The organism is Arthrobacter sp., assembly GCF_031988865.1.
Classification (GTDB): Bacteria; Actinomycetota; Actinomycetes; order Actinomycetales; family Micrococcaceae; genus Arthrobacter_B.
In genome coordinates, this window is the sequence record NZ_DALZXY010000003.1 from 16,898 (window position 1) to 38,811 (window position 21,914).

The window sequence follows — 21,914 nt, forward strand, 5'->3', positions numbered from 1 at the left end:
CTCGAGCTGCACCGGGTCCGGACGGATCATCCCCTGCCTGTCCGGCCCCGGTGCTTTTTAAGTTTCCGGCTCGAGCTGCCTACGATTCCGTCTCGTGCTGCAGTTCGGCTTCAGACTCCTCTGCCGCCTCCGGCACAGCCTCGGGATCCCCGGTGTCTTCACCGATCCAGACCTTGATGATGGCCCAGGTAACGGCAGCAAGCGGTACCGAGAGAATCGCACCGATGATGCCGGCCAGGATAGTGCCAGCGGTGAGGGCGAGCAGGATGACCAGCGCATGGATGCTCAGGGTCTTTCCCATGACCACCGGCTGGAGGAAATTCCCCTCAAGCTGGTTGACGGCAATAATCACGATCACCACGACCAGGGCAACCACGGGACCGTTGGCAACCAGTGCAATGAGAGCCGCCAGGATGCCAGTGGCCGTTGCGCCGACCAGCGGAATAAAGGAGCCGACGAAAACGATCACGGACAGCGGCAGTGCCAGCGGAACACCCAGGAAAAACAGTGCCGCGCCAATGCAGAGGGCGTCCACGGCCGCAACAATCGCCGTGCCGCGGACGTAGTTTCCGAGCACCTCCATGGTCCGGGCACCGGACAGGGTGGCTTTTTGCAGGCGTTCGCCGTGGAACCAGCGAAGCACAAAGGCCCAGATCCGGTCCCCGTCCTTGAGGAAGTAGAAGAGGACAACCGCCAGAAGCACAAACCCGGTAGCGAAGGATCCCGCGGCACTTAGGCCGGCAATGGCGCCGTTGCCCACGGTGCTCGAGGTCGCAAAGTCCAGGATGGCGTCCCGGGCTTCCTCAATCGCCGAGGAATCGATGGCGAAAGGCCCGTTTTGAACCACGTCATACACCTGGTTGAACCCCGCCGTCGCCTGGTCCACCAGGGTGTCCCACTCACTGCGGATGGCGAAGACGATTCCCGTTACCAGTCCCCCGAACACGCCGAGCAGGAGCAGGAAGGAGGTTCCTGTCGCCAGCGCTCCCGGCCATCCCTTACTCCGCAGCCAGTTTACGAACGGCGCGATGGCTGCCGCGAGGATGAGGGCCAGGAGCACGGGAATAACCACCAGGCTCAGCCGTGTCAGCGCAAAAACGCCGAGCCCCACCAGCAGCAGCACCAGCAGTACCTGGGCAGAGCGCTGCGCGGCATGGCCGAGCCCGTCCCTCCAGTAACTGCGCGGTTCGGAAATGTTGTGCCCGTTCCCGGGCTGGCTATCCATCGTGTGTGTTTCCCCCATCAGGTGGTCGTACCGGCTCACGTTCGTAAATATGGGCCTAGGTTGTTGGTCCGGCATCCGGGCTTTCGCTTTTGCCGCCGCCGCCGTCGCCGTCGCCGTCGCCCTGCAATGAATCGCGCACATGCCGCCGGAGCACCTTGCCGATCAGCGAACGGGGCAGGTCCGGAATCTGCACGATCCGGCGCGGCACCTTGTAGGCGGCCAGTTCAGCGCGGACAAAGGAACGGAGCTCGTCAGCGTCGAAGGTTGCATCCGGCTTAGCCACCACCGCAGCGACCACGTCTTCCCCGCCGCCTGTGCGGGTCAGGCCTACCACCGCTGCTTCCGCAACGGCCGGATGGCGCTTCAGCGCTTCTTCAACTTCGGAGGGTGAGACGTTGAATCCACCGGTGATGATCAGTTCCTTGATCCGGTCGCGGATGGTGACAAAGCCGTCGTCGTCCACCGAGACGATGTCACCCGTGCGGAACCATCCATCGTCGAGCAACGCCGCCCGGGTTTCCACCGGTTTGTTCCAGTAGCCCTTGAAGACCTGCGGTCCACGGATGAGCAGTTCCCCGGCGTCCCCGTGGTTCCGTTCCTGGGTGGGATCCTCCGGATCCACCACTTTGATGTCGGTTAGCGGGAAGGGAACTCCCACGGTTCCCGCCTTGCGCGTGGGTCCCATGGGGTTGCCCAGTGCCACGGGGGACGTTTCGGTCAGGCCATATCCCTCGATCAGGTAGCCGCCGGTCGCTTTCTCCCACGTTTCCACCGTGGACACCGGCAGGTTCATGGCACCGGAGATCGCGAAACGGACGCCCTTCAGCGACACTCCTGCCTCGTCTGCCCCGGCCACAATCCGGTCGTAGATCGGCGGGACGGCGGGCAGGAAAGTAGGTGGGGTCTTGCGGGCGGCCTTCAAGACCAGGTCGACGTCGAACTTCGGGAAGAGGACCAGCCGCGCCCCGATGCTCATGGCAAAGGTGAGGCTGAGCGTTAGACCGTAGGCGTGGAACATCGGCAGCACCCCGTAGACCGTTTCCTTGCCCGGGCGCACCCCGGGAAGCCAGGCACGGCCCTGCGCGGCGTTCGCCATCAGGTTGGCGTGGGTGAGCATGGCACCCTTGGGGTCCGCGGTGGTCCCGCTGGTGTACTGGATGGCTGCGAGGTCGGCGGCGGCCGGTTTGGGATACCGCCGGGCCAGGGGCCGGTGGTCCAGGAGCTGCTTCCAGGTCAGGACCCGACGGCCGGCGCTGCGCGGCTTCTTGTCCGCGGCGAGCGCCCTCCGGCTTTTGCGGGCTGCCGGCAGCGGAAGCTTCAGGGCCAGCTGCGTCGCCCGGGGCATGGCACTAATCAGATCCACCGACACGATCGTGTGGACCGGAATATCCGCCGGGAGGGACTGGACCTTATCCGCTGTCTTGTCCCAGACGATCGCCACCGTGGCGCCGTGGTCCTCGAACTGATGGCGCAGCTCGCGGTCGGTGTACAGCGGGTTGTGCTCCACGACCACCGCGCCGAGGCGCAGCACGGCATAGAACGCGACGACGTGCTGCGGCGAGTTGGGCAGCACCAGGGCAACCCGGTCCCCCTTCTTGACGCCGAGGCGCTTCAGCCCGGCGGCGGCGCGGCGGATCTGCTCACCCATGTCCCGGTAGGAGGTGGTGGCACCAAAGAACTGCAGCGCGGTCTTGGACCCGTATTTGCTGACGGAGGCCTCAACCATGTCCACGAGGGAACCCTCGGGAAGTACGAGGTCGGCTGGCACACCCTCGGCGTAGTGGCGCGTCCAGGGCCGGGAATGGTCGAAGAGTGCCTTAGCAGGTTTACTCACGGCATTGACTCTATCCGCTGCGGGGCCGGGAGCCCGCACCCGGCCAGGTGTACGTAAATGCCCTTCAATGTTCGTTCGCCCTCCTCAGGAGCTGCGTCGGGTTCTCCGCTACACTAGGAAACCGAAGGGGAGTAGCTCCGGTCTCCACCAATTTTAGTTGCGGCTGAGGCTGCACCGAAACTGGCTGTGTTACCGAGGCCTGTCGACATACTGGCTGCCATGGCAGCCCGGCAGTCCACCGCAGGTGCACCGCACCCGGCGAGCGAGACCTTCGGCCAGCAATCGATAGCTGGCCGGAGCCCCTGAACGCTCCGGCCATGACCAGGAGCGTTTGTGACTACCCCACCGGTTCCAGGGCCCGTTTCCCCTGACCATTCCCAGCCTAGCGCTGCCGACCGCCGCCGATGGCGCCAATACCTGGCCGATGAGCAGGCCGAAGCAGCAACCTACCGCTACCTCGCTGAACGCCGGGAGGGCGAAGAGCGGGACATCCTGCTGGCCCTTGCTGAGGCCGAAGGCAGGCATGAGGAACACTGGCGGCAGTTGCTTGGTCCGGAAGCGGACAAGCCGATGCGCCCCTCCTTCCGGAACCGGCTCCTCGGGCTGCTGGCCCGGCGCTTCGGTTCGGTGTTCGTCCTTGCCCTGGCCCAGCGGGCTGAGGGACGCTCGCCTTACAGCAACGAGCCCAGTGCCACCAGTGCCATGGCAGCAGACGAACAGATCCACGAGGAAGTGGTGCGTGGGCTGGCGACGCGCGGACGCACGCGCCTTTCGGGAAACTTCAGGGCCGCTGTCTTTGGAGCCAATGACGGGCTGGTGTCCAACCTGGCGCTCGTGATGGGCATTGGGGCCACGGGGGTTTCCAGCGGGCTCATCCTCTTCAGCGGCATCATCGGACTCCTCGCGGGCGCCCTGTCGATGGGAGCCGGCGAGTATGTCTCTGTCCGGTCGCAGCGCGAACTGCTGGAAGCGTCCAGGCCCACCCAGGTCACGCTGTCCGCTGCCAAGTCCCTCGATATCGATGCCAACGAGCTGGTCCTCGTCTATCTGGCCCGGGGCATGACGCGCGAAGCCGCGGAACACCGGGCCGCGGAACGCCTGGGGCTCTACACCTGCGACTGCGATCCGTCGCTGTCCCTGAATCCCGAGCAGGAGGACGAAGCTCAGGTGGACGCCAACGAAAGCGTGGGGACAGGCCTCGGCGCCGCTACCTCCAGCTTCTGTTTCTTCTCCTCGGGCGCAATCATTCCGGTGCTGCCCTATGCGTTCGGCATGACCGGCCTCGGCGCCGTTGCGCTCTCCTGTGTCCTCGTTGGGCTCGCCCTTCTGCTCACGGGCAGCGTCGTCGGCCTGCTCTCCGGAGCCTCGCCGCTTAAGCGCGGGCTGCGGCAGCTGGGTATCGGGATGGGCGCTGCTGCGGCAACGTACGTTCTCGGTGCGTTCGTCGGCACCGGCGCTGCCTGACCCACGTAATAACCTCCCCCGCAAAGACAGGTGCGGGCCTTCTGGAAGCTCAGAAGGCCCGCACCTGTTCTCTCGATTTCTCTCGATTTCAGGTTCTACGCAGGCCCGCCTGAAGCGTGGCCAACCTGCCGCAGTTCCGTGGTGCTTGGTCCGTTACCTTCATCCTCGGTGCTGATCAGCACGTTGCCCTCACCGATCGCCTCCGGCATAACCTCCGGCTCAAGCCGGGTTGCCAGCGGCTTTTCCCTGACAAACAGGCACAGGACCGTGGCCACCACGGCCAGCGGCACCATAAACAGGAACAGCGGAATCAGGGCCTCGTTGTACGACCGGATGATGATGTCCTGGACCGCGTCCGGCAGCTCATGCACAAGCTTGGGGGTCAGCGAGTTTCCACCCCCGGTTGCCGTGGCTGCATCGGCCGGCAGGCGCTCGCCCAGCAGGTCGCTCAACCGGTGCGCGAACAGGCTGCCCACCACGGCGGACCCGAGGGTGGCACCGATCTGGCGGAAGTAGTTGTTCGCTGCCGTGGCGGTGCCGACCTGGCGCATGGGGAAAGAGTTCTGGACCATCAGGACCAGGATCTGCATGTTCAGGCCGAGGCCCAGTCCCAGCACGCCGATGTAAATGCACAGCTCCCAGACCGGGGAATCTGCGGTGATGGTGCCCATCAGGACCAGGGAGACCGCCATTATGGCGGAACCCGCAATCGGCATCCACTTGTAGCGGCCGGTCTTCGACACCAAGGTTCCCGAGAGGACGGAGGTGAAGAGCAAGGCTCCCATCATGGGGATCATCAGCAGGCCGGCTTCGGTGGCGCTGGCTCCGGTGGCCATCTGCAGGTATGTCGGCAGGTAGCCGATCGCACCAAACATGGCGACGGACGTCAGCAGGCCGGAGGCCGTGGCCAGGTTGAAGTTCCGGTCGAGGAAGAGCTCCATGGGGATGATCGGCTCCGCAGTGCGGCGTTCGACCATCACGAAGATCACGGCGGCGATGACCGTGCCAACGATCAGGCCAAGGATGACCGGATCATTCCAGTCATAGGTGCTGCCGCCCCAGCTGCTCACCAGCACCAGGCCGGTGGTTGCCAGCGCAATGAGGACCATCCCCCAAATATCGATCTTCGGACGCACGGTGACGGCCAGCGGCTTGAGGAAGAACACGGCGCCGAGCAGTGCCAGGACACCCACGGGAATGTTGAACCAGAACGCCCAGCGCCAGCCCGGGCCCTCGGTCAGCCAGCCGCCGATCAGCGGCCCCACGACCGAGGAGAACGCGAAGACACCGCCCATCCAACCCATGTACTTGCCGCGCTCACGCGCCGGAACGACGTCGGCGATGATGGCCTGGGAGAGGATCATCAGGCCGCCGGCGCCAAGGCCCTGGATCACACGGGCCACGATTAGCCAGGTCATGTCCGGAGCCAGGGCGCCGACCACGGAGCCAGCCAGGAAAATGAGGATGGCCGCTACCAGCAGGTACTTTCGGCCGATCAGGTCGCCCAGCTTGCCGTAGATGGGCATCATCACCGTGGAGGCCAGGATGAAGGCCGTGATTACCCAGAGCATGAGGTTTGCCCCGTTGAGCTCTCCCACGATAGTCGGCAGCGCCGTGCCGAGGATGGTCTGGTTCAGCGCCGAAAGAAGCATGGCCAGGACCAGTGCGGTGAAAACAAGAACGAGATTGGGTTTTTTCCCCGTGCTTGTGGGGGCTGCTCCAGCAGCAGTTCGCGTCATAGGACTTCCTTGAAAACGTCTCGGAGTAGTTCGAGGCCCTGCTCAAGGGCCTCGAACTGCGCAGTGCGGGTGGGGGTGGAAATGGTTTTTTGCATGACATAGCGCACCCGGGTGGAGGCTGTCGCCACCACTGTGCGGGCTACGTCTTCGACGTCGTGGGCGTACCAGCCGGACCCGGGCGACCGGCCGCGCCAGCGGCTGGATTCCTCCAGACGGGACCGCACGATGTCGTATACAAGTGCTTCGGCCTTGAGGATGTAGAAATATCGGCGCTGGCGAAGGTGGGGGTAGGCCTCGTAGATCCGGACCCGGACACCGTCGATGTCCTCGCCGCCCTCCATGGTGCGCATGACCGCCAACATGAGCCGGCTGACTTCGGTGAGCAGGTCCCCTTCGACGTCAAAGGAGTCCAGCATCGCCTGGTCTACGGAGGGTTCCTGCAGCCCGAGGACAGCATCTTCCTTGCAGGCAAAATAATTAAAAAACGTTCGTGCGGAAACGCCGGCTTCATCTGCAACTACCTCGACGTTTACGCACTCCAGCCCGTCCTCGAGAGCGCGCCGGGCTGAGGCTGCATGAAGGGCTGCCCAGGTCTCGGCGCGTTTGCGATCGCGGAGGGAAAACTGTTGACTCACCAATCTACTGTGGCAGCCGCAGAAACTTTTCACAACTGCAAAATTGCAGAAGTGCAATAAGTTCTCGAATTCCGGCGCCCGGAACCGCATAGCAGCCCTGCGCCGGCAAAGCGATCCGGGCACATGGGTAGTTCTCCCCATGTGCGGATTCCAGAATCCGGTTTAGCGTTGCTGATGAGGGCCAAAACCGAAACGACGCCATGGCTTTCTGGCCGGAAACCAGCTTTCCGTCAGGAATTCCGTGGCTTTAGCGAGGACATACAGGTGGAAAATGCTTAGGCACTGCAAAGGGACACCCGTCCGGACGGTACCGCGGGAGCGGCTGCCCAGAACACTTTGCCGGCGCAACTGGAGCCGGGTACGCCCCTGCGCCCGGGCAGCTTAGCCCACTACCCTCGACACATCGCCTTTCCACCTGCAAAATGCCGCAGATGAGAAGGCCAGACCCGCGCTCCCTGTGTGTGCTTGCCGCAGGGATCGTGCTGGCAGCAGGATCTGGTGGTCATCCGCCGCCCGCTGCCCCCGCCGCCGGTCCCCCAGCCGGCGGCGCCGAGCTTACCGCAGCCGAAATTGGTGTTGAGCAGCAGCGCCTCGCGCTGACCCTGATGGACGCACTCGGATCCGCCGGATGGACGCAGGCGGACGGCGCGGAGTATTCCGCCACCGCGGCGGTCGCTCCACGCACCGCACCCTGTCCCTCCTCTGCCGCGGGCCCACGGCGGCACATCCTCACAACGTCGCTCACCGGTCCCCCACAGGCTGCCCCGGAACGTGCGCGGGATGCGGCCCAGCAGATCCTGAGCTCAGCCGGGACCGATCCACTCTCAACCCTGACGCCCGGCCCGGATGCGCCACCGGAAACGGACTTCACGTTCGTCGGCACCCATGCTGGCAGCACCGTGTATTACTCGGTCAATGAGTACCGGCAGACCCTGGAAATCAGCAGTAGGTGCTCGGCGGACCCGTCCCTTGGCAAGGCAACCGGCACTCCTGTGACCTAGTTGCACCCCTGCCGACTTATCCCGGCCTATGCCTTCCGCAGTGCCAGCTCCACTTCTTCGAGGGAGAGACCGCGGGTCTCCGGCATAAAACGCTTCACGAAGAGAACGGCACAGATCCCCAGCGCCACGAAGATAAAGAAGGTGTTGGAGATTCCCATGGCGGCCATCAGCATCGGGAAGGAGAAACCCACCGCGAAGTTCGCCATCCACTGCACGAATACGGACAGGCCAATGCCCAGGCCGCGGACCCGCAGCGGGAAGATCTCGGACAGCATCAGCCAGGTCACCGGGGAAACAGCGCCCTGCTGGAAGGCCAGGAACAGCACGGTCATCGACAGGACGGTGAACCCGCGGGCAGTGCCTTCCGGCAGCAGAATGGACGCGACGCCAATCAGCGCCAACGTGCTGGAGGTCCCAATCAGCCCGGTCAGCAGCATGGGACGGCGGCCCACCTTCCCCAGCAGCCAGATGCCCAGCAGCGCGGCGCAGACGGATACGACGCCGTTGGCGATGTTGGCGGTCAGGGCGGCTTCGGTGCCGAACCCGGCGTCGGCCAGGATCTGCGTGCCGTAGTAGATAATCGCGTTGACACCGGTGATCTGCTGGACGATGGAGAGTCCCATCCCGATCAGCAGGACCCGCAGCAGCCAGGGTTCGGCGAAATCTTTCAGGCGGCCGTTGCGCGGAGGCAGACTGCCGGCCAGTGCCTTGGCTTCCTCATACTCCACCTGCGCGTCTTCGGCGCTCCGGATCCGCCGCAGCTCGGTCAGCATCTGCGGATAGCGGCCCTTGGAACCGAGCCAGCGGGGGCTTTCCGGCACAAAGTTCATGCCAACCCAGAGGGCGATGGCCGGCAGAGTGGCGACCAGCAGCATCCAGCGCCAGACGCCGCCGTCCTCGCCCCAGACATTGCCGATAACGGCGTTGCAGACGAACGCTGCGAGCTGCCCGGTAACGATCATCAGCTGGTCCCGGGTGACCACCTGTCCACGGCGGGAGGCGGGCGCCAGCTCAGCCAGGAACATCGGCACGACGGCGGACGCGCCGCCCACCGCCAGGCCCAGGACCACGCGGGCCAGCACCATCAGCCCCACGCCGGGAGCCGCAGCGGTGCCCACCGCTCCCAGCAGGAAAACCCCGGCCAGGATGATCAGCAGCCGCCGCCGGCCGAGCCGATCGGCGAGCTGGCCGGCTCCCAGCGCGCCGAAGGCTGCGCCGAACAGCAGGCTGGAGGTGATCAGCCCTTCCGTGAACGGAGTCAGACCGAGATCGTCCTGCATGTACGGCAGGGCACCGTTGATCACCCCGGTGTCGTAACCGAAGAGGAAGCCGCCCAGGGTGGCGATCCAGGTGGCCCGGCGGAGCGCGTTCCGGTGGCCGGCCACAGGCGCGGAGGGGGCGGTGGATGTTCGGTGCATGGTGTTCTTTCGTGCAGTGAGACGCACAAAACCCCCGTGCACCGGAGTTATCCGGACACGGGGGTTGTGCTTGAGTGTACCTAGAGAGCTGCGAAAACCTCGCGCAGCAGGTCAGCAGTCTCAGACGGGGTCTTGCCGACCTTCACGCCTGCAGCCTCGAGGGCTTCCTTCTTGGCCTGGGCGGTTCCAGCGGAACCGGAGACGATGGCGCCGGCGTGGCCCATGGTCTTGCCTTCGGGAGCCGTGAAGCCAGCTACGTAGCCGACAACCGGCTTGGTGACGTTGGCCTTGATGAACTCTGCGGCCCGCTCTTCGGCGTCGCCGCCGATTTCGCCGATCATTACGATCGCCGTGGTCTCGGGATCAGCTTCGAAGGCTGCGAGGGCGTCGATGTGGGTGGTTCCAATGACCGGGTCGCCGCCGATGCCGATGGCGGTGGAGAAACCAAGGTCCCGCAGTTCGTACATCATCTGGTAGGTCAGGGTGCCGGACTTGGAGACCAGGCCGATCGGGCCCTTGCCGGTGATGTTGGCGGGGGTGATGCCCACCAGGGCTTCGCCGGGGGTGATGATGCCGGGGCAGTTCGGACCGATGATGCGGGTGACCTGGTTGCCGTCCGCGTCCACCTTGGACTGGGCGTGTGCCCAGAATTCGGCGGAGTCCTGGACCGGCACACCTTCGGTGATGACCACAACGAGGCCGATGCCGGCGTCGATGGCTTCCATGACGGCGTCCTTGGTGAAGGCCGGCGGCACGAAGACGATCGAAACGTCGGCTTCGGTCTTGTCGATGGCTTCAGCAACAGTGCCGAAAACGGGCAGTTCGACGTCGCCGTGGGTCACGGTGGTGCCGGCCTTGCGGGCGTTCACGCCGCCGACAACCTGGGTTCCGGCCTTGAGCATCAGGGCGGTGTGCTTGGTGCCTTCGCCGCCGGTGATGCCCTGAACGATGACCTTGGAGTCCTTGTTCAAGAAGATAGACATAAGTGAATTCTCTTTCTGGGGATCGGCTCGGTCAGCGAGCTGCGTTGGCGAGCTCGGCAGCCTTGTCGGCGCCGTTGTCCATGGTGGTGGCGAGGGTGACCAGCGGGTGGTTGGCCTCGGCCAGGATGCGGCGGCCTTCCTCGACGTTGTTGCCGTCGAGGCGCACGACGAGCGGCTTGTTGGCCTCGTCGCCGAGGATCTCCAGGGCCTTGACGATGCCGTTTGCGACGGCGTCACAGGCGGTGATGCCACCGAAGACGTTCACGAAGACGGACTTGACCTGCTCATCGTTGAGGATGACATCCAGGCCGGCGGCCATAACGGAAGCCGAGGCTCCGCCGCCGATGTCCAGGAAGTTGGCGGGCTTCACGCCGCCGTGCTTTTCGCCGGCGTAGGCCACAACGTCCAGGGTGGACATAACCAGGCCTGCACCGTTGCCGATGATGCCTACTTCGCCGTCGAGCTTGACGTAGTTGAGGTCATTTTCCTTGGCCTTGGCTTCCAGCGGGTCGGCCGCGTCCTTGTCCTCGAGCTCGGCGTGGCCGGCCTGGCGGAAGTCGGCGTTCTCATCCAGGGAGACCTTGCCATCCAGGGCAACAATGTCGCCGGCACCGGTCTTGACCAGCGGGTTGACCTCAACCAGGGTGGCGTCTTCCTTGACGAAGACGTCCCAGAGCTTGATGATCGCGTTGATGACACCGTCGCGGATTTCCGGAGCGAAGCCGGCTGCGTCAACGATTTCTTCGGCCTTGGCCTGATCGATGCCGACGGCGGGATCCACGGCGATGCGGGCCAGGGCGTCGGGACGCTCCACGGCCAGCTGCTCGATCTCCATGCCGCCTTCAACCGAGCACATGGCCAGGTAGTTGCGGTTGGCGCGGTCCAGCAGGACCGAGAAGTAGAATTCTTCGGCGATGTCGGCGCCCTGCGCGATCATCACCTTGTTGACGGTGTGGCCCTTGATGTCCATACCGAGGATGTTGCTGGCGTGCTCGAAAGCTTCGTCAGCGGTCTTCGCGACCTTTACGCCGCCGGCCTTGCCGCGGCCTCCGACCTTCACCTGGGCCTTGACGACTACAACGCCGCCAATCTTCTCGGCAGCAGCTTTGGCTTCTTCAGGAGTGTGCGCCACGATTCCGGCAAGCACGGGTACACCGTGCGCCTCAAACAGATCGCGCGCCTGATATTCAAACAGGTCCACGGGCTAGTGTCCTTCTACGTCGAAGTAGGTTTACAGTCGATCAGCTGATCGGAAGCAGATGCATGGTGCCGGGCTGCTCCAAAGGAACTTTAGTCCCTAAGCGCCGGAGGCCCCTCACAGAGTACCCCTTTAGTGATGAAGGGCACAGTTCTATGGTTTGTAGAAAACGGCGTCCTTCGGCTATGGGAGCCAATTCACTAAAGGGCCCGTCACTCCTCCTTAATGAGCGGCGCGTAGCGCAGCAGCAGGCGCTTTTCGCCGACGTCGAATTTCACCTTCGCCACCGTTTTATCCCCGGCACCCTCAACCGAGAGCACAGTGCCGTGCCCGAACGAGGTGTGGTTGACCTTGTCCCCCACGGTGACGGAAATAACTTCCTTCTGCGGCTGGACCCGGCCCATGGTCTTGGAAACAGGGGCGGCAGCGATGCTGCCGCCGGTGGACGACGGCGCGCCGGCACCCCAGTGCGATCCGCTGTAGCGGCTGGAGGTGCTGCTTCCTCCGCCGCCCCAGACCGGACGGTCCATGCCTTCGCGCTTCCAGTCGATCAGCTCGGCCGGGACTTCGCCCACGAACTGGCTGGCCGGGTTGTACTGGCTCTGGCCCCACATGCTGCGCACTTCCGAGCGTGTCAGGTAAAGCCGCTGGCGGGCTCGGGTGAGCCCAACGTAGGCCAGGCGGCGTTCCTCGGCCAGTTCCGCGGGGTCGGTGGCCGAGCGCTGGTGCGGGAAGATGCCCTGTTCCATTCCGGTGAGGAACACGACCGGGAACTCCAGTCCCTTGGCGGTATGCAGCGTCATTAAGGTGACGACGCCCTGCCGGCGGGATTCCTCCACCGCGGCGGCAACTTCCTCGGCCGAGCCTTCCGGGGCGTCGGGAATCTGGTCTGCGTCGGCCACCAGGGATACCTGCTCCAGGAACTCGGCGAGGGACCCTTCGGGGTTGTCGCGCTCATACTCCCGGACCACTGCCACGAGTTCCGCGAGGTTCTCCACCCGGGATTCGTCCTGCGGGTCGGCGCTGGAGCGCAGCTGTGCGAGGTAGCCGGTCTGTTCAAGCACGGCTTCGAGCGCTGCGGAGGCCCCGGAGCCGGTGGCAACTTCGGCGAGGTCGTCGATCAGCTTAACGAAGCCGTTGACCGCGTTCAGTGAGCGCGTGGCCAAGCCCGGCGCTTCCTCGGCCCGGCGCAGCGCAGCCATGAAGCTGATCCGTTCGCGTTCGGCCAGGGCGGCCACGGAGTACTCTGCGCGGTCCCCGATGCCGCGCTTGGGCTCGTTGAGGATACGGCGCAGGTTCACGACGTCGTCCTGGTTCGCCAGGACCCGCAGGTAGGCCAGGGCGTCCTTGATTTCCTTGCGTTCGTAGAACCTTGTGCCGCCGACTACCTTGTACGGCAGCCCAACCCGCACCAGCACGTCTTCGAGCGAGCGGGACTGCGCGTTGGTGCGGTAGAAGATCGCGACGTCGCCGGGGCGCAGGTCTTCTTCATCCTGCAGGCGGTCGATCTCCTCGGCGATGAACCGGGCTTCCTCGTGTTCATTCTCACCGACGTAGCCAACGATCTTCGCGCCGTTGCCCTCCGCAGTCCAGAGTTTTTTCTCCGGCCGGTTCGGGTTGCGGGAAATCACCGCGTTGGCGGCGGAAAGGATGGTCTGCGTGGACCGGTAGTTCTGTTCCAGCAGGATGGTGCGGGCCGAGGGATAGTCCTTCTCGAAGTCCACGATGTTACGGACGTCCGCCCCGCGGAAGGCGTAGATGGACTGGTCCGAGTCACCCACCACGGTGAGTTCCGCCGGCGGGATGTCCAACGTGTTGCCTTCGCCGGGCACCCCCACGAGCTCGCGGACCAGGGCGTACTGGGCATGGTTGGTGTCCTGGTACTCGTCGACCAGGATGTGGCGGAAGCGGCGCCGGTAGTATTCGGCCACACCCGGGAAGGCCCGGAACATAAACACGGTCTGGGCGATCAGGTCATCGAAGTCCATCGCGTTCGCCTGGCGCATGCGCTGCGTGTACCCGGTGTAGACCTGGGCGACGGCCTGCTCGAAGGGATCGGAGTAGTTGGCCGAGGAGGCGTAGGACTCGTCGTCGATCAGCTCATTCTTGAGGCCGGAGATCTTGTTCGCGATGGCCTTAGGCGCGAACCGCTTCGGGTCCAGATCCAGGCCCTTCGCCACCAGGGTGATCAGCCGCAGCGTGTCCGCGGAATCGTAGATGGAGAAGTTGGAGTTCATGCCCACGGTCTTCGCCTCGCGCCGCAGGATCCGCACGCAGGAGGAGTGGAAGGTGGAGATCCACATGGTCTTCGCCACACCGCCCACCAGCGATTCGATGCGTTCACGCATCTCCGCTGCGGCCTTGTTGGTAAAGGTGATGGCCAGGATCTGCCCCGGGTTGGAGCGGCCCGTTGCCATCAGATAAGCAATGCGGTGGCTGAGCACCCGGGTCTTGCCGGACCCTGCGCCGGCCACGATCAGCAGCGGCGAACCGGCGTGCTTTACGGCTTCTTCCTGCTGCGGGTTCAACCCGCTCAGCAGGTCTGCCGCCCGCTCTTCATTGACGCGCGGGGACCGGCCGGCGTGGTGATTTCCGCGGCCCTCGGGGCCGGAAGCAGCGGCATCCGCTGCGGGACCGGGGTCGTCCCCGGACGGCTCCGGGGCGGTCTTGGACTTGCCGGGCGTGGAGAAGTACGGATCAAAGAGATAGTCCATGGTGCGATTAAGTCTAGGTCCTGCCCCCGACATTTTCCCGGACGGCCCCCGCGCCTGCGGATTCGGCCGGTTGCAGGGTGCTAATCCTCAGCCAGCAGGCGCTGGATTTGGCGGACAGCGGCTGCCGGCCCGGCGATATGCCAGCGGAAGCCGTGGACCTCCTGGATTGCTGTGGTGCCGCCGGCGGCTTCCACGATTGCCTTTCCAGGCAGCCAGTCCCATTCAGGGCAGCTGTGCTGGAACCAGGCCCCGAGCCGTCCCATGGCTACCGAGCCCAGGTCGCAGGAACCGGAACCGAGCATCCGGATGGTGGCTGAACCCTGTGCCGCCCGCATCCAGGGGCCGGCAACATCCTCATGCTGGAGCCAGGTCGGGTGCAGGTAGGTCCCGGCGCTGAGGCGATCCAGGCCGGCATCGGGGAGGGCAGGAAGTTCCACCCCGTTCAGCGTGGCGGGCCTGCCGGGTCCGCCAAGCCACAGGTTGTCCTCCTGGGGCGCGAACACAGCCCCCAGCAGCACGGCCGGGGCCTCTGCCGGCTCGTCTGCCGGCTGCCCGGGGGTCTCCTCGGTGCGCAGCGCCAGCGCCGAACACCAGTAGCTGGACCCGGACAGGAAGTTGTAGGTACCGTCCACCGGGTCTATGACCCAGGTGCGGCCGGAGGTGCCCGCATGGCTGGAGCCTTCCTCCCCCACGATCCCGTCCTCGGGACGCAGCCGGCGCAGCGTGTCCACCACGAGGGTCTCCGCCGCGTGGTCCGCTGCTGTAACGACGTCGGACACCGAGGTTTTCTGCTGGCCGGTCAGCCCCTCTTTCCGCATCGCGAAAGCAAGTGCGCCGGCCTCGCGGACGAGGGAAGCGGCCAGGACAAAATCCGCTTCAGCGGCGAAGGCACTCATGCTGCCAACCCTATCGGCCTGGCCAACGTTCCGGCAGGCCGGTGCTGCGCCTCAGCCATACTGTAGTTATGGGAAAAACTCCGGCACAGCGCGCAGCCAAGCACGGCAATAACGCCGATGCCCCTGCCGCCAGACAACTGCCCGCCAACCAGAGCACCGAACGGACGCCGCAGCAGGCCAAGTCCAACGCGAATTTGATCGTGATCGCGGCGACGGTCACCACGCTGTTTATGTTCTGGTACTTCCATCTGCTCGTGCTGAACCAGATGACCCAGCTCTCGGGCGGGCTGGCCATGCCGGACTCGCTGATCGGCGGGTATGACATGGACTACCTGGCGGCTCTCCGCACGGCACTGGATGCCGACGCACTGGGTCAGCTCAGCTACGTCCATAAGACGGCCGGCACGCTGTTTCCCCTCATTTTCGGATTCACCTGGCTGCTGATCATCGGCCTCAACACCCAGCGCCGAATGCTGCGCTGGGTGCTGTGGGCCGCGCCGATCCTCTTCGTCATCGTGGATCTGTGGGAGAACGTTGTGATCGACAACGTCCTGGGCTCTGCCGAGCTAGCGGCTGGCGATGCCGGCCTGGCCAGCTTCCTCACGGTCGCCCGCTGGGTCCTGCTCGGGCTGAGCCTGGTGGCGTCCCTGGTTGCCGTGTTTAGCTCCCGGAGAACCCGGCCACCAGAACTTGTCGCCAAGAACGAAGGTTAGCGCCGGCACCACCACGGTGCGCACCACAAGGGTGTCCAGCAGGACGCCGAGGGCCACGGTGATCCCCACCTGGGTGAGCGTGACCAGCGGCAGGACACCGAGGACGGCGAACACGGCCGCGAGCAGGATGCCCGCGCTGGTGATCACGCCGCCGGTGGAGCGCAGCGCCGCGAGCATACCCTTCCGGGTGCCCATCGTGACGGCGTTCTCCCGGGCACGGGTGACCAGGAAGATGTTGTAGTCAACGCCGAGGGCTACCAGGAACAGGAAGCTGTAAAGCAGGGTCAGGGTGTCCAGCGCCGGGAAGCCGAGCACGTTCACGAACAGCAGCCAGCTCAGGCCCGTGGAGGCGAAGAACGTCAGCAGGACCGACGCCACCAGCAGGATTGGCGCGACCAGGGACCGCAGCAGCACCAGCAGCACCAGGAAGACCAGAACGATCACCAGCGAGACCACCAGGATCACGTCGTGGGTATTGGCGGCCAGCTGGTCAACGCGTTCGGCGGCTTCCCCGCCCACGATTCCCTCATAGTCGGGATGTTCGGCGAGGTCGCTGCGCAGTTCCTCGATGAAGGTGTTGGCTTCCGCAGTTCCGGCTTCGTAGCTGCTGACCAGGTCAATCCGGGTCAGGCCGTTGTGTTCGCCGGCGACCGTGGCGGTTTCCACGCCGTCCAGTCCGCCCAGTTCCGCGGCAGCCGCGTCCGCGCTGTCCGAATTGACCAGGACGATTACCGGCGACGTTGAGCCCGCAGGGAATCCGGTGGCCAGTGTTTCGGCCGCGGTCACGGCCTGCGGCTTCTCGGTGAACTGCTCGTTCTCGCTCAGGCCGATCTTGGCGCTGAAGACACCCGAGGCCATCACCAGCAGGACGACGACGGCGATCCCGGCGATCGTCTTCGGCTTGCGTGCGGTGGCTTCGCCGAGGCGTCCCCAGAACTTGCCTTCCCGGGCGGGGTCGCCGACCTTCGGGACAAAGGGCCAGAAGAGCCTGCGGCCGAGCAGCACCAGGGTGGCGGGCAGCAGGAACAACGCGCTCAGGATGGCAAAAACAATCCCGACGGCGGCGGAGAAGCCCAGTCCGCGGTAGCTCAGGGTGTCAGTGAAAAGCAGGGTCAGCAGGGCCAGGATGACGGTTCCGCCGGAAGCGATGATGGCCTCCCGGGTGCGGCGCAGCGCTTTGCCCATGGCCTCGAAAACGCTCTCATGGGCGCGCAGTTCTTCCCGGTAGCGCGCAATCAGCAGCAGGGCATAGTTGGTCGCGGCACCGAAGACCAGCACGCTGGTGATGCCAACGGCGGAGGGGTCCACCTCGATTCCGGAGAGCGGCGCCAGGACATCCACCATCCGCAGTGAAAGCTGTTCGATCGTCCCGACGATCGCCAGCGGCACCATCCAGAGCCACGGCGAGCGGTAGGTAATCAGGAGCAGCAGGGCGACGACGGCGGCGGTGACCGTGAGCAGGGTGAAGTTGGCTCCGGAGAAAACGCCGGCAAGGTCTGCGTTGAAAGCTGCTCCCCCGGTCAGTTCCGCACTGAGGCCTTCCGGGGCAGCACCGGTAATGGCGTCCCGCAGGCTCTGCACCTCGGCGTTGACGGCGTCACCGTCGTCACTTACGGCCTGCAGCGTAACCGGCACCAGCGCCACCAGGCCGTTGTCCGAGACGATCGGCGGAACCTGTGCCGGCGGCGTCGAGACCCCGGCATCAGCGGCCGCGGCGGTGATGTCTGCGATGGCCGCGCGGTCGGCGTCGGTCATTTCAGCACCATCGGTGCGGGAGACCACGATCAGCGCCGTCGACTGCTGGGCTTCGGGGAATTCCTCGAGCAGCTCCTCTACCTGCGTGGTCTGGTACTGGTCGCTGAGACCGCCTACGGTGGAAGCCTCGTTCTCCTGTACCGGGAGCGCGAACAGCCCGACTATCACCGCGAGGCCAACGAGGAGCGTGACCCACGCTGCCCTGGCCGAGCGAACTATCCCTGCGTGCATCGAAAGACTCCTGTGGCGCTCGGAAAAAAGTAACTAGGGAACAAAGTATCTCTATAATAGAGATACTTCAAGGTGAAGTTACTATGGGAACCGTGGACAGAAATGAGTTGAGGCGGGAGATCGTCAACGCCGTCCGGGGCATGGGCCTGGACGGCCAACAGGTGTCGGATGCGTTCGCCCACGGCAACGGACTGAATTCCACAGATATGCGCGCGCTAACGCTGATCATGGAGGCCGAGACCCGCGGCGAGCCCCTCACCGCGGGCAGGCTGAGCAATATGCTGGGCACGTCAACCGGCGCCACCACCGCCGTCATTGACCGGCTGGAACGCATCGGCCATATCCACCGGACCCGTTCCGAGGCGGACCGGCGCAAGGTCACCCTGCACCTCGAGGCGCTGGCCCGCCAGGTTGCCGGCGCCTATTTCGGCCCGCTCGGCGCGCTAACCAGTGAGGTCATGGACCGGTACACCGAAGCCGAATTAGACACCATCCACGGTTTCCTCACCGCCATGCGGCAGGCTTACAGCACGCACCTGCAGGCCTTGGAAGCAGAGGCCCGCGGCAGGTCAGGCGCCTAGCCACCGGCCCTTCGCCCCCTTCAAAGCCCGCGCCGCACCGGCTGGTGAAAACAGGTAAGCTGTTTATCGCTGCCAGCCAACGGCAGCCACGCCTCCGTAGCTCAGTAGGATAGAGCGGCCCTCTCCTAAAGGGCAGGTCGTCGGTTCGATTCCGGCCGGGGGCACTTTTTATGCCCAGACCCGTTGTCTCCCGATTGCACTCCCCACGCCGTCACCTGGACAGCGTGAGGAGACTGCCGCCTAACGCGGTAGGGCTTTCTCAGTAATCGATGACGGTACGGATCCCTTTACCTAAGCGCATCTGTGCGAAGGCCTCGTTGACGTCCTCGAGCTGGATGCGGTCGGTAATCATTGAGTCAAGATCGACGAGTCCTTCCATATACAGGTCGACGATTTTTGGGAAATCGATTGATTGGCGGCTCGAGCCATAGTTTGAGCCGATCAGCTTTTTCTCCTGGTCGCTCATCACAAAGGGGTCGATCGAAATCTTCACCCCGTCCGCCACCTGACCGACGACGACGGCGGTCCCGCCACGGCGAACCGCCTCGTAGCAGGCCTCGATCGTAAAGGGCAGGCCAATCGCTTCGAAGGCGTAGTCAACGCCGCGGCCCCCGGTCAGCTCCTGCACCGCTGTCACCAAGTCAGCCTCGCGGCTGTTCACGGTGTGGGTGGCTCCAAATGTGCGGCCGAGTTCCAGCTTCTCCTCGTTTACATCTGCGACGATGATCTGCTTCGCCCCGGCGAGCCGGGCCCCCTGGACAACATTGAGGCCGACACCCCCGCACCCCACTATGAGAACCGTGCTGCCGGCCTCCACCTTCGCGGTGTTCACGACCGCTCCAATACCGGTGCTCACCGCGCACCCGACCAGCGCAGCCTGCGCGAGCGGGGCGTCCTTGCGGATTTTGATGGCGGCGGAGGCCGGAACCATCGCGTGGTCGCCGAAGGAGCCCACCGCGAGGAAGCTCTTGACCCCTTCCTGCTCGTCGTTGTGGAGGCGGGGCTTGCCATCGAAAAAGACGTGGTTGTATGCCGTCTCGTTGGCGAGCTGGCAGAGCACTGGATTGCCGGACACACAGAACTCGCATTTCCGGCAGGAGGGAGTCCAAGAGAGAATCACGTGGTCATCCACGTCGAGTTCCGTGATTTCGGACCCCACAGCCACGACGACACCGGCCCCCTCGTGTCCGAGCACCAGCGGTGCCGGCGTCTCCCAGTCACCGTCCAACGCATGGAGATCGCTGTGGCACACACCGGAGGCTGCGAGCTTCACCAGCACCTCCTGCGGGCCGGGAGTTGCGCTGATCTGGAGCTTCTGGATGTCGAGAGGCTGTTTGGCCCCAGTGAAGACTGCGGCCTTCACGCTGATTGTGTTCGTGCTGCTCATGCTGTTTGCCTTTCGTTTTTGGCTGTTGCGGCTTCGAGGCCGCGAACCGCGCGGATGAGGGCCAGGATTCTGTCCGGTTCTCCCGGCGGGAGGGCTGTGGCTTTGAACACCGGCGGAATCAGCACCCATACGTAGGAACCCCCGAGGGGCGTCACGGTGAAAATGCGCTCGCCGTTCCTGGCAGAGATGGCGGAAGAAAGCACGTCGATGCCGCCGAGGTGGGGGCGTGCCGCTAGGTTCAAGCGGTCAACCGCCGCGGTTTCTGCCCCTGCTCCCTCTTTTATGTACCGCGAGCCGGCTCGGTCTTTGTGGGAGATCCTGACTCCGGATGGAGCCCCGGAACCGGCAGGAAGGGCGGTGGAAATCGTGAGGTTGTAAACACGGGAGAACACAAAGTTCCCCGGGTCGTAGCTGAGGCTCAGTTCGATACCGTCTCCGGTACGTACAGTTACCGAAGTTTGCGTTGCTTCGATGACGTTGCCGAACTGCGGCGCGACTCTGCGTAATGCATCCCGGGCCCGGTCCACGATGGGGCCGTTCCCGGCAAGTGCGTGCTTTCGCTCTTTCTTAGAGCGCGGGGTGATCACCGGTATTCCTTGCCAGCGTCTACTGACGCAGATTGCCCGGGCCCGTAATCTTCTTCTACGTCCTCGGACCGGAAGGCGATGTTCGTCTGGGTGTCAGCCAAATCTGTCGGAGTGAACAGCGGCAACCGGTTCATCTTGAGCCAGATGACTCCGAACAGGGTGATGGCGGCGATGATGATTCCTGCCGCGCCCCAAACAACCAGGCGCTGCTCCATGTCGGGGACGATGAACGCGATGAGGTAGACACATGAGGTGATGCCGATGATCTGCGGCAGCGGGTACAGCGGGGTCTTGAAGGGACGCTTCGCGTCCGGATAGCGGCGGCGCAGTACGATCACATCGACCTGGGCGATGATGTAGCTCAGCAGCCACGTTGTGCAGGCGATACTGACGAGGTTCAGGATCAAGTCGATGCCGCCGTCAGAGGCAGTCGAATAGAGCAGTACAGCTGCCATGCAGCCGGCGGTGACGAGCATGCCTGCCCACGGCACCCGGCTGCGGCGGCTCACTCTGGCGAACCACCGCGGCAGCAGGCCCTCATTGGCCAGGCCGTAAAGCATGCGCGGGATCGCGGCGAGATAGGAGTTGCCCGTCGAGAAGGACGCCAGGATGGTCACCGCGGTCATGATGAAGCCGCCGGCGGCACCGAAGATCGCGGTTGCGCCGACGACATGAGGGATCGAGGAGGCAGCCATGACGGAAAGGTCGGCGTATTGCGTTGCTCCCCATCCGAAGAGCACGTCAACGACGAAAATCGTAAACACACCGGTGACCATGGCCAGCGGAATATTCCGCCAGGGCCGCTTCACTTCTTCCGCCAAGGGCGCTACGAACTCCATGCCGATGTAGAGCCAGATCGCTACGGCGCCCATTGAAGCGAGGGTGCCCCAGTCGGTGTTGAGTGCAGGGTTGTCGACGGGCGTCTGCCCGGTGAAACCGAAGACGCCGGCGAGGCCCATGACCGCGAGAATTCCCATCATGCCGAACACAATCGGGATCTGGACACGCGCGAAGATGTCCACACCCGAAATGTTGAGGATCAGAAGGACCGCGAGCAACGTGAAGGAGAAGACTGTCGCCGGGAAACCGGTGAGGGATTCGAATGATTCACCAGCGACGAGGAGCTGGGTTCCCCCGTCGGCCGAGACCAGCACCAGGTACCCACCAAGCACCGCGACTATGGCCAGCAGCCTGCCGAGGGCAGGGAGCGTGTATTCGCCGATCATCCCGCCGCCGGGAAGCATGGAAGCCAATTCTCCGTAGGAGATTGCCACCATCGTGATAATAATCAGGCCCACGAATGCTGGGATCGCGAAGGCGATTCCACCGGTGCCAAACCCGTTACCGAGCGACACCATGGCCGTGCCGGAGACAACGAGTCCTGTCGATGCAGCGTAGGCCGCCGCAAAGCCAAGACTCCGCTTAAGTTTCGTCATGTATCAGTTCCTTTGCACAAATAAGTGATTACAACCGTTGAGAAACCGCGGACGTCTGGGCGGCCTATCTGTTCGGCACCGATGCTGGAATAACATGCATGATGTATCTGATGAGAT

At 64.4% G+C, this 21,914-nt stretch carries 16 protein-coding genes, 1 tRNA gene and 1 pseudogene; 5 read left to right on the plus strand and 13 right to left on the minus strand.

Annotated elements, in window-relative coordinates; genetic code table 11:
• Nucleotides 1-79: 79 nt before the first annotated feature.
• Entirely contained in the window at nt 80-1,264 is a 1,185-nt protein-coding gene (locus RTN46_RS01000; RefSeq protein WP_396157121.1) for an AI-2E family transporter, read from the minus strand.
• 16 nt (nt 1,265-1,280) lie between these two features.
• A complete protein-coding gene (locus RTN46_RS01005) occupies nt 1,281-3,059 on the minus strand; it encodes a long-chain-fatty-acid--CoA ligase (protein ID WP_312178563.1) in 1,779 nt (592 codons plus the stop codon).
• A gap of 333 nt (nt 3,060-3,392) precedes the next feature.
• Between RTN46_RS01005 and RTN46_RS01010 the strand changes: the two genes are divergently transcribed.
• Complete coding sequence (locus tag RTN46_RS01010; RefSeq protein WP_312178564.1) at nt 3,393-4,523, plus strand: VIT1/CCC1 transporter family protein; 1,131 nt, start codon at nt 3,393-3,395, stop codon at nt 4,521-4,523.
• A 95-nt stretch (nt 4,524-4,618) separates the two neighbouring features.
• Here the strand turns inward: RTN46_RS01010 and RTN46_RS01015 are convergent, their stop codons facing one another.
• Both RTN46_RS01015 and RTN46_RS01020 read right to left on the minus strand, forming a co-directional pair.
• Nucleotides 4,619-6,262 carry an MDR family MFS transporter gene (locus RTN46_RS01015; protein WP_312178565.1) on the minus strand — a complete coding sequence of 548 codons (1,644 nt, stop codon included), beginning with the start codon at nt 6,260-6,262 and terminating at the stop codon, nt 4,619-4,621.
• Entirely contained in the window at nt 6,259-6,897 is a 639-nt protein-coding gene (locus RTN46_RS01020; RefSeq protein ID WP_312178566.1) for a TetR/AcrR family transcriptional regulator, read from the minus strand. The genes RTN46_RS01015 and RTN46_RS01020 overlap by 4 nt, the downstream gene beginning before the upstream one ends.
• Before the next feature lie 431 nt (nt 6,898-7,328).
• Here RTN46_RS01020 and RTN46_RS01025 point away from each other — a divergent pair, with 431 nt between their 5' ends.
• Nucleotides 7,329-7,898, plus strand: coding sequence for a hypothetical protein (locus RTN46_RS01025; RefSeq protein WP_312178567.1), 570 nt, complete (start codon nt 7,329-7,331; stop codon nt 7,896-7,898).
• A gap of 26 nt (nt 7,899-7,924) precedes the next feature.
• Here RTN46_RS01025 and RTN46_RS01030 read toward each other — a convergent pair whose 3' ends face one another.
• The 5 genes from RTN46_RS01030 to RTN46_RS01050 form a co-directional block, all read right to left on the minus strand.
• Entirely contained in the window at nt 7,925-9,316 is a 1,392-nt protein-coding gene (locus RTN46_RS01030; protein ID WP_312178568.1) for a sugar porter family MFS transporter, read from the minus strand.
• Between the two features lie 80 nt (nt 9,317-9,396).
• Nucleotides 9,397-10,299 (minus strand): succinate--CoA ligase subunit alpha, encoded by a 903-nt coding sequence (gene sucD / locus RTN46_RS01035; RefSeq protein WP_312178569.1) that lies wholly within the window; start codon nt 10,297-10,299, stop codon nt 9,397-9,399.
• Between the two features lie 31 nt (nt 10,300-10,330).
• Entirely contained in the window at nt 10,331-11,500 is a 1,170-nt protein-coding gene (gene sucC, locus RTN46_RS01040) for an ADP-forming succinate--CoA ligase subunit beta (RefSeq protein ID WP_312178570.1), read from the minus strand.
• Nucleotides 11,501-11,709: 209 nt separating this feature from the next.
• Nucleotides 11,710-14,211 carry a DNA helicase PcrA gene (pcrA, locus tag RTN46_RS01045; protein WP_312178571.1) on the minus strand — a complete coding sequence of 834 codons (2,502 nt, stop codon included), beginning with the start codon at nt 14,209-14,211 and terminating at the stop codon, nt 11,710-11,712.
• A gap of 80 nt (nt 14,212-14,291) precedes the next feature.
• The gene (locus tag RTN46_RS01050; protein WP_312178572.1) at nt 14,292-15,107 is read right to left on the minus strand and encodes an inositol monophosphatase family protein; all 816 of its coding nucleotides are present in this window, start codon (nt 15,105-15,107) and stop codon (nt 14,292-14,294) included.
• 68 nt (nt 15,108-15,175) lie between these two features.
• Here RTN46_RS01050 and RTN46_RS01055 point away from each other — a divergent pair, with 68 nt between their 5' ends.
• Entirely contained in the window at nt 15,176-15,820 is a 645-nt protein-coding gene (locus RTN46_RS01055) for a hypothetical protein (protein ID WP_312178573.1), read from the plus strand.
• A 24-nt stretch (nt 15,821-15,844) separates the two neighbouring features.
• Here RTN46_RS01055 and RTN46_RS01060 read toward each other — a convergent pair.
• A pseudogene (locus RTN46_RS01060) lies at nt 15,845-17,806 on the minus strand (MMPL family transporter); the annotation flags it as partial.
• A 92-nt stretch (nt 17,807-17,898) separates the two neighbouring features.
• On the opposite strand from RTN46_RS01060, the gene RTN46_RS01065 reads away from it, so the two are divergent.
• Nucleotides 17,899-18,387 carry a MarR family transcriptional regulator gene (locus RTN46_RS01065; protein WP_312178574.1) on the plus strand — a complete coding sequence of 163 codons (489 nt, stop codon included), beginning with the start codon at nt 17,899-17,901 and terminating at the stop codon, nt 18,385-18,387.
• 90 nt (nt 18,388-18,477) lie between these two features.
• Nucleotides 18,478-18,551, plus strand: a tRNA-Arg gene (locus tag RTN46_RS01070).
• A 95-nt stretch (nt 18,552-18,646) separates the two neighbouring features.
• Here the strand turns inward: RTN46_RS01070 and RTN46_RS01075 are convergent.
• From RTN46_RS01075 to RTN46_RS01085, 3 genes are read right to left on the minus strand one after another with little or no spacing between them, the layout of a single operon-like run.
• Nucleotides 18,647-19,774: a Zn-dependent alcohol dehydrogenase gene (locus tag RTN46_RS01075; RefSeq protein WP_312178575.1), complete on the minus strand. Its 1,128-nt coding sequence runs from the start codon at nt 19,772-19,774 to the stop codon at nt 18,647-18,649.
• A complete protein-coding gene (locus RTN46_RS01080; RefSeq protein WP_312178576.1) occupies nt 19,771-20,361 on the minus strand; it encodes a hypothetical protein in 591 nt (196 codons plus the stop codon). The genes RTN46_RS01075 and RTN46_RS01080 overlap by 4 nt, the downstream gene beginning before the upstream one ends.
• A complete protein-coding gene (locus RTN46_RS01085; RefSeq protein WP_312178577.1) occupies nt 20,358-21,797 on the minus strand; it encodes an APC family permease in 1,440 nt (479 codons plus the stop codon). The genes RTN46_RS01080 and RTN46_RS01085 overlap by 4 nt, the downstream gene beginning before the upstream one ends.
• Nucleotides 21,798-21,914 lie beyond the last annotated feature (117 nt).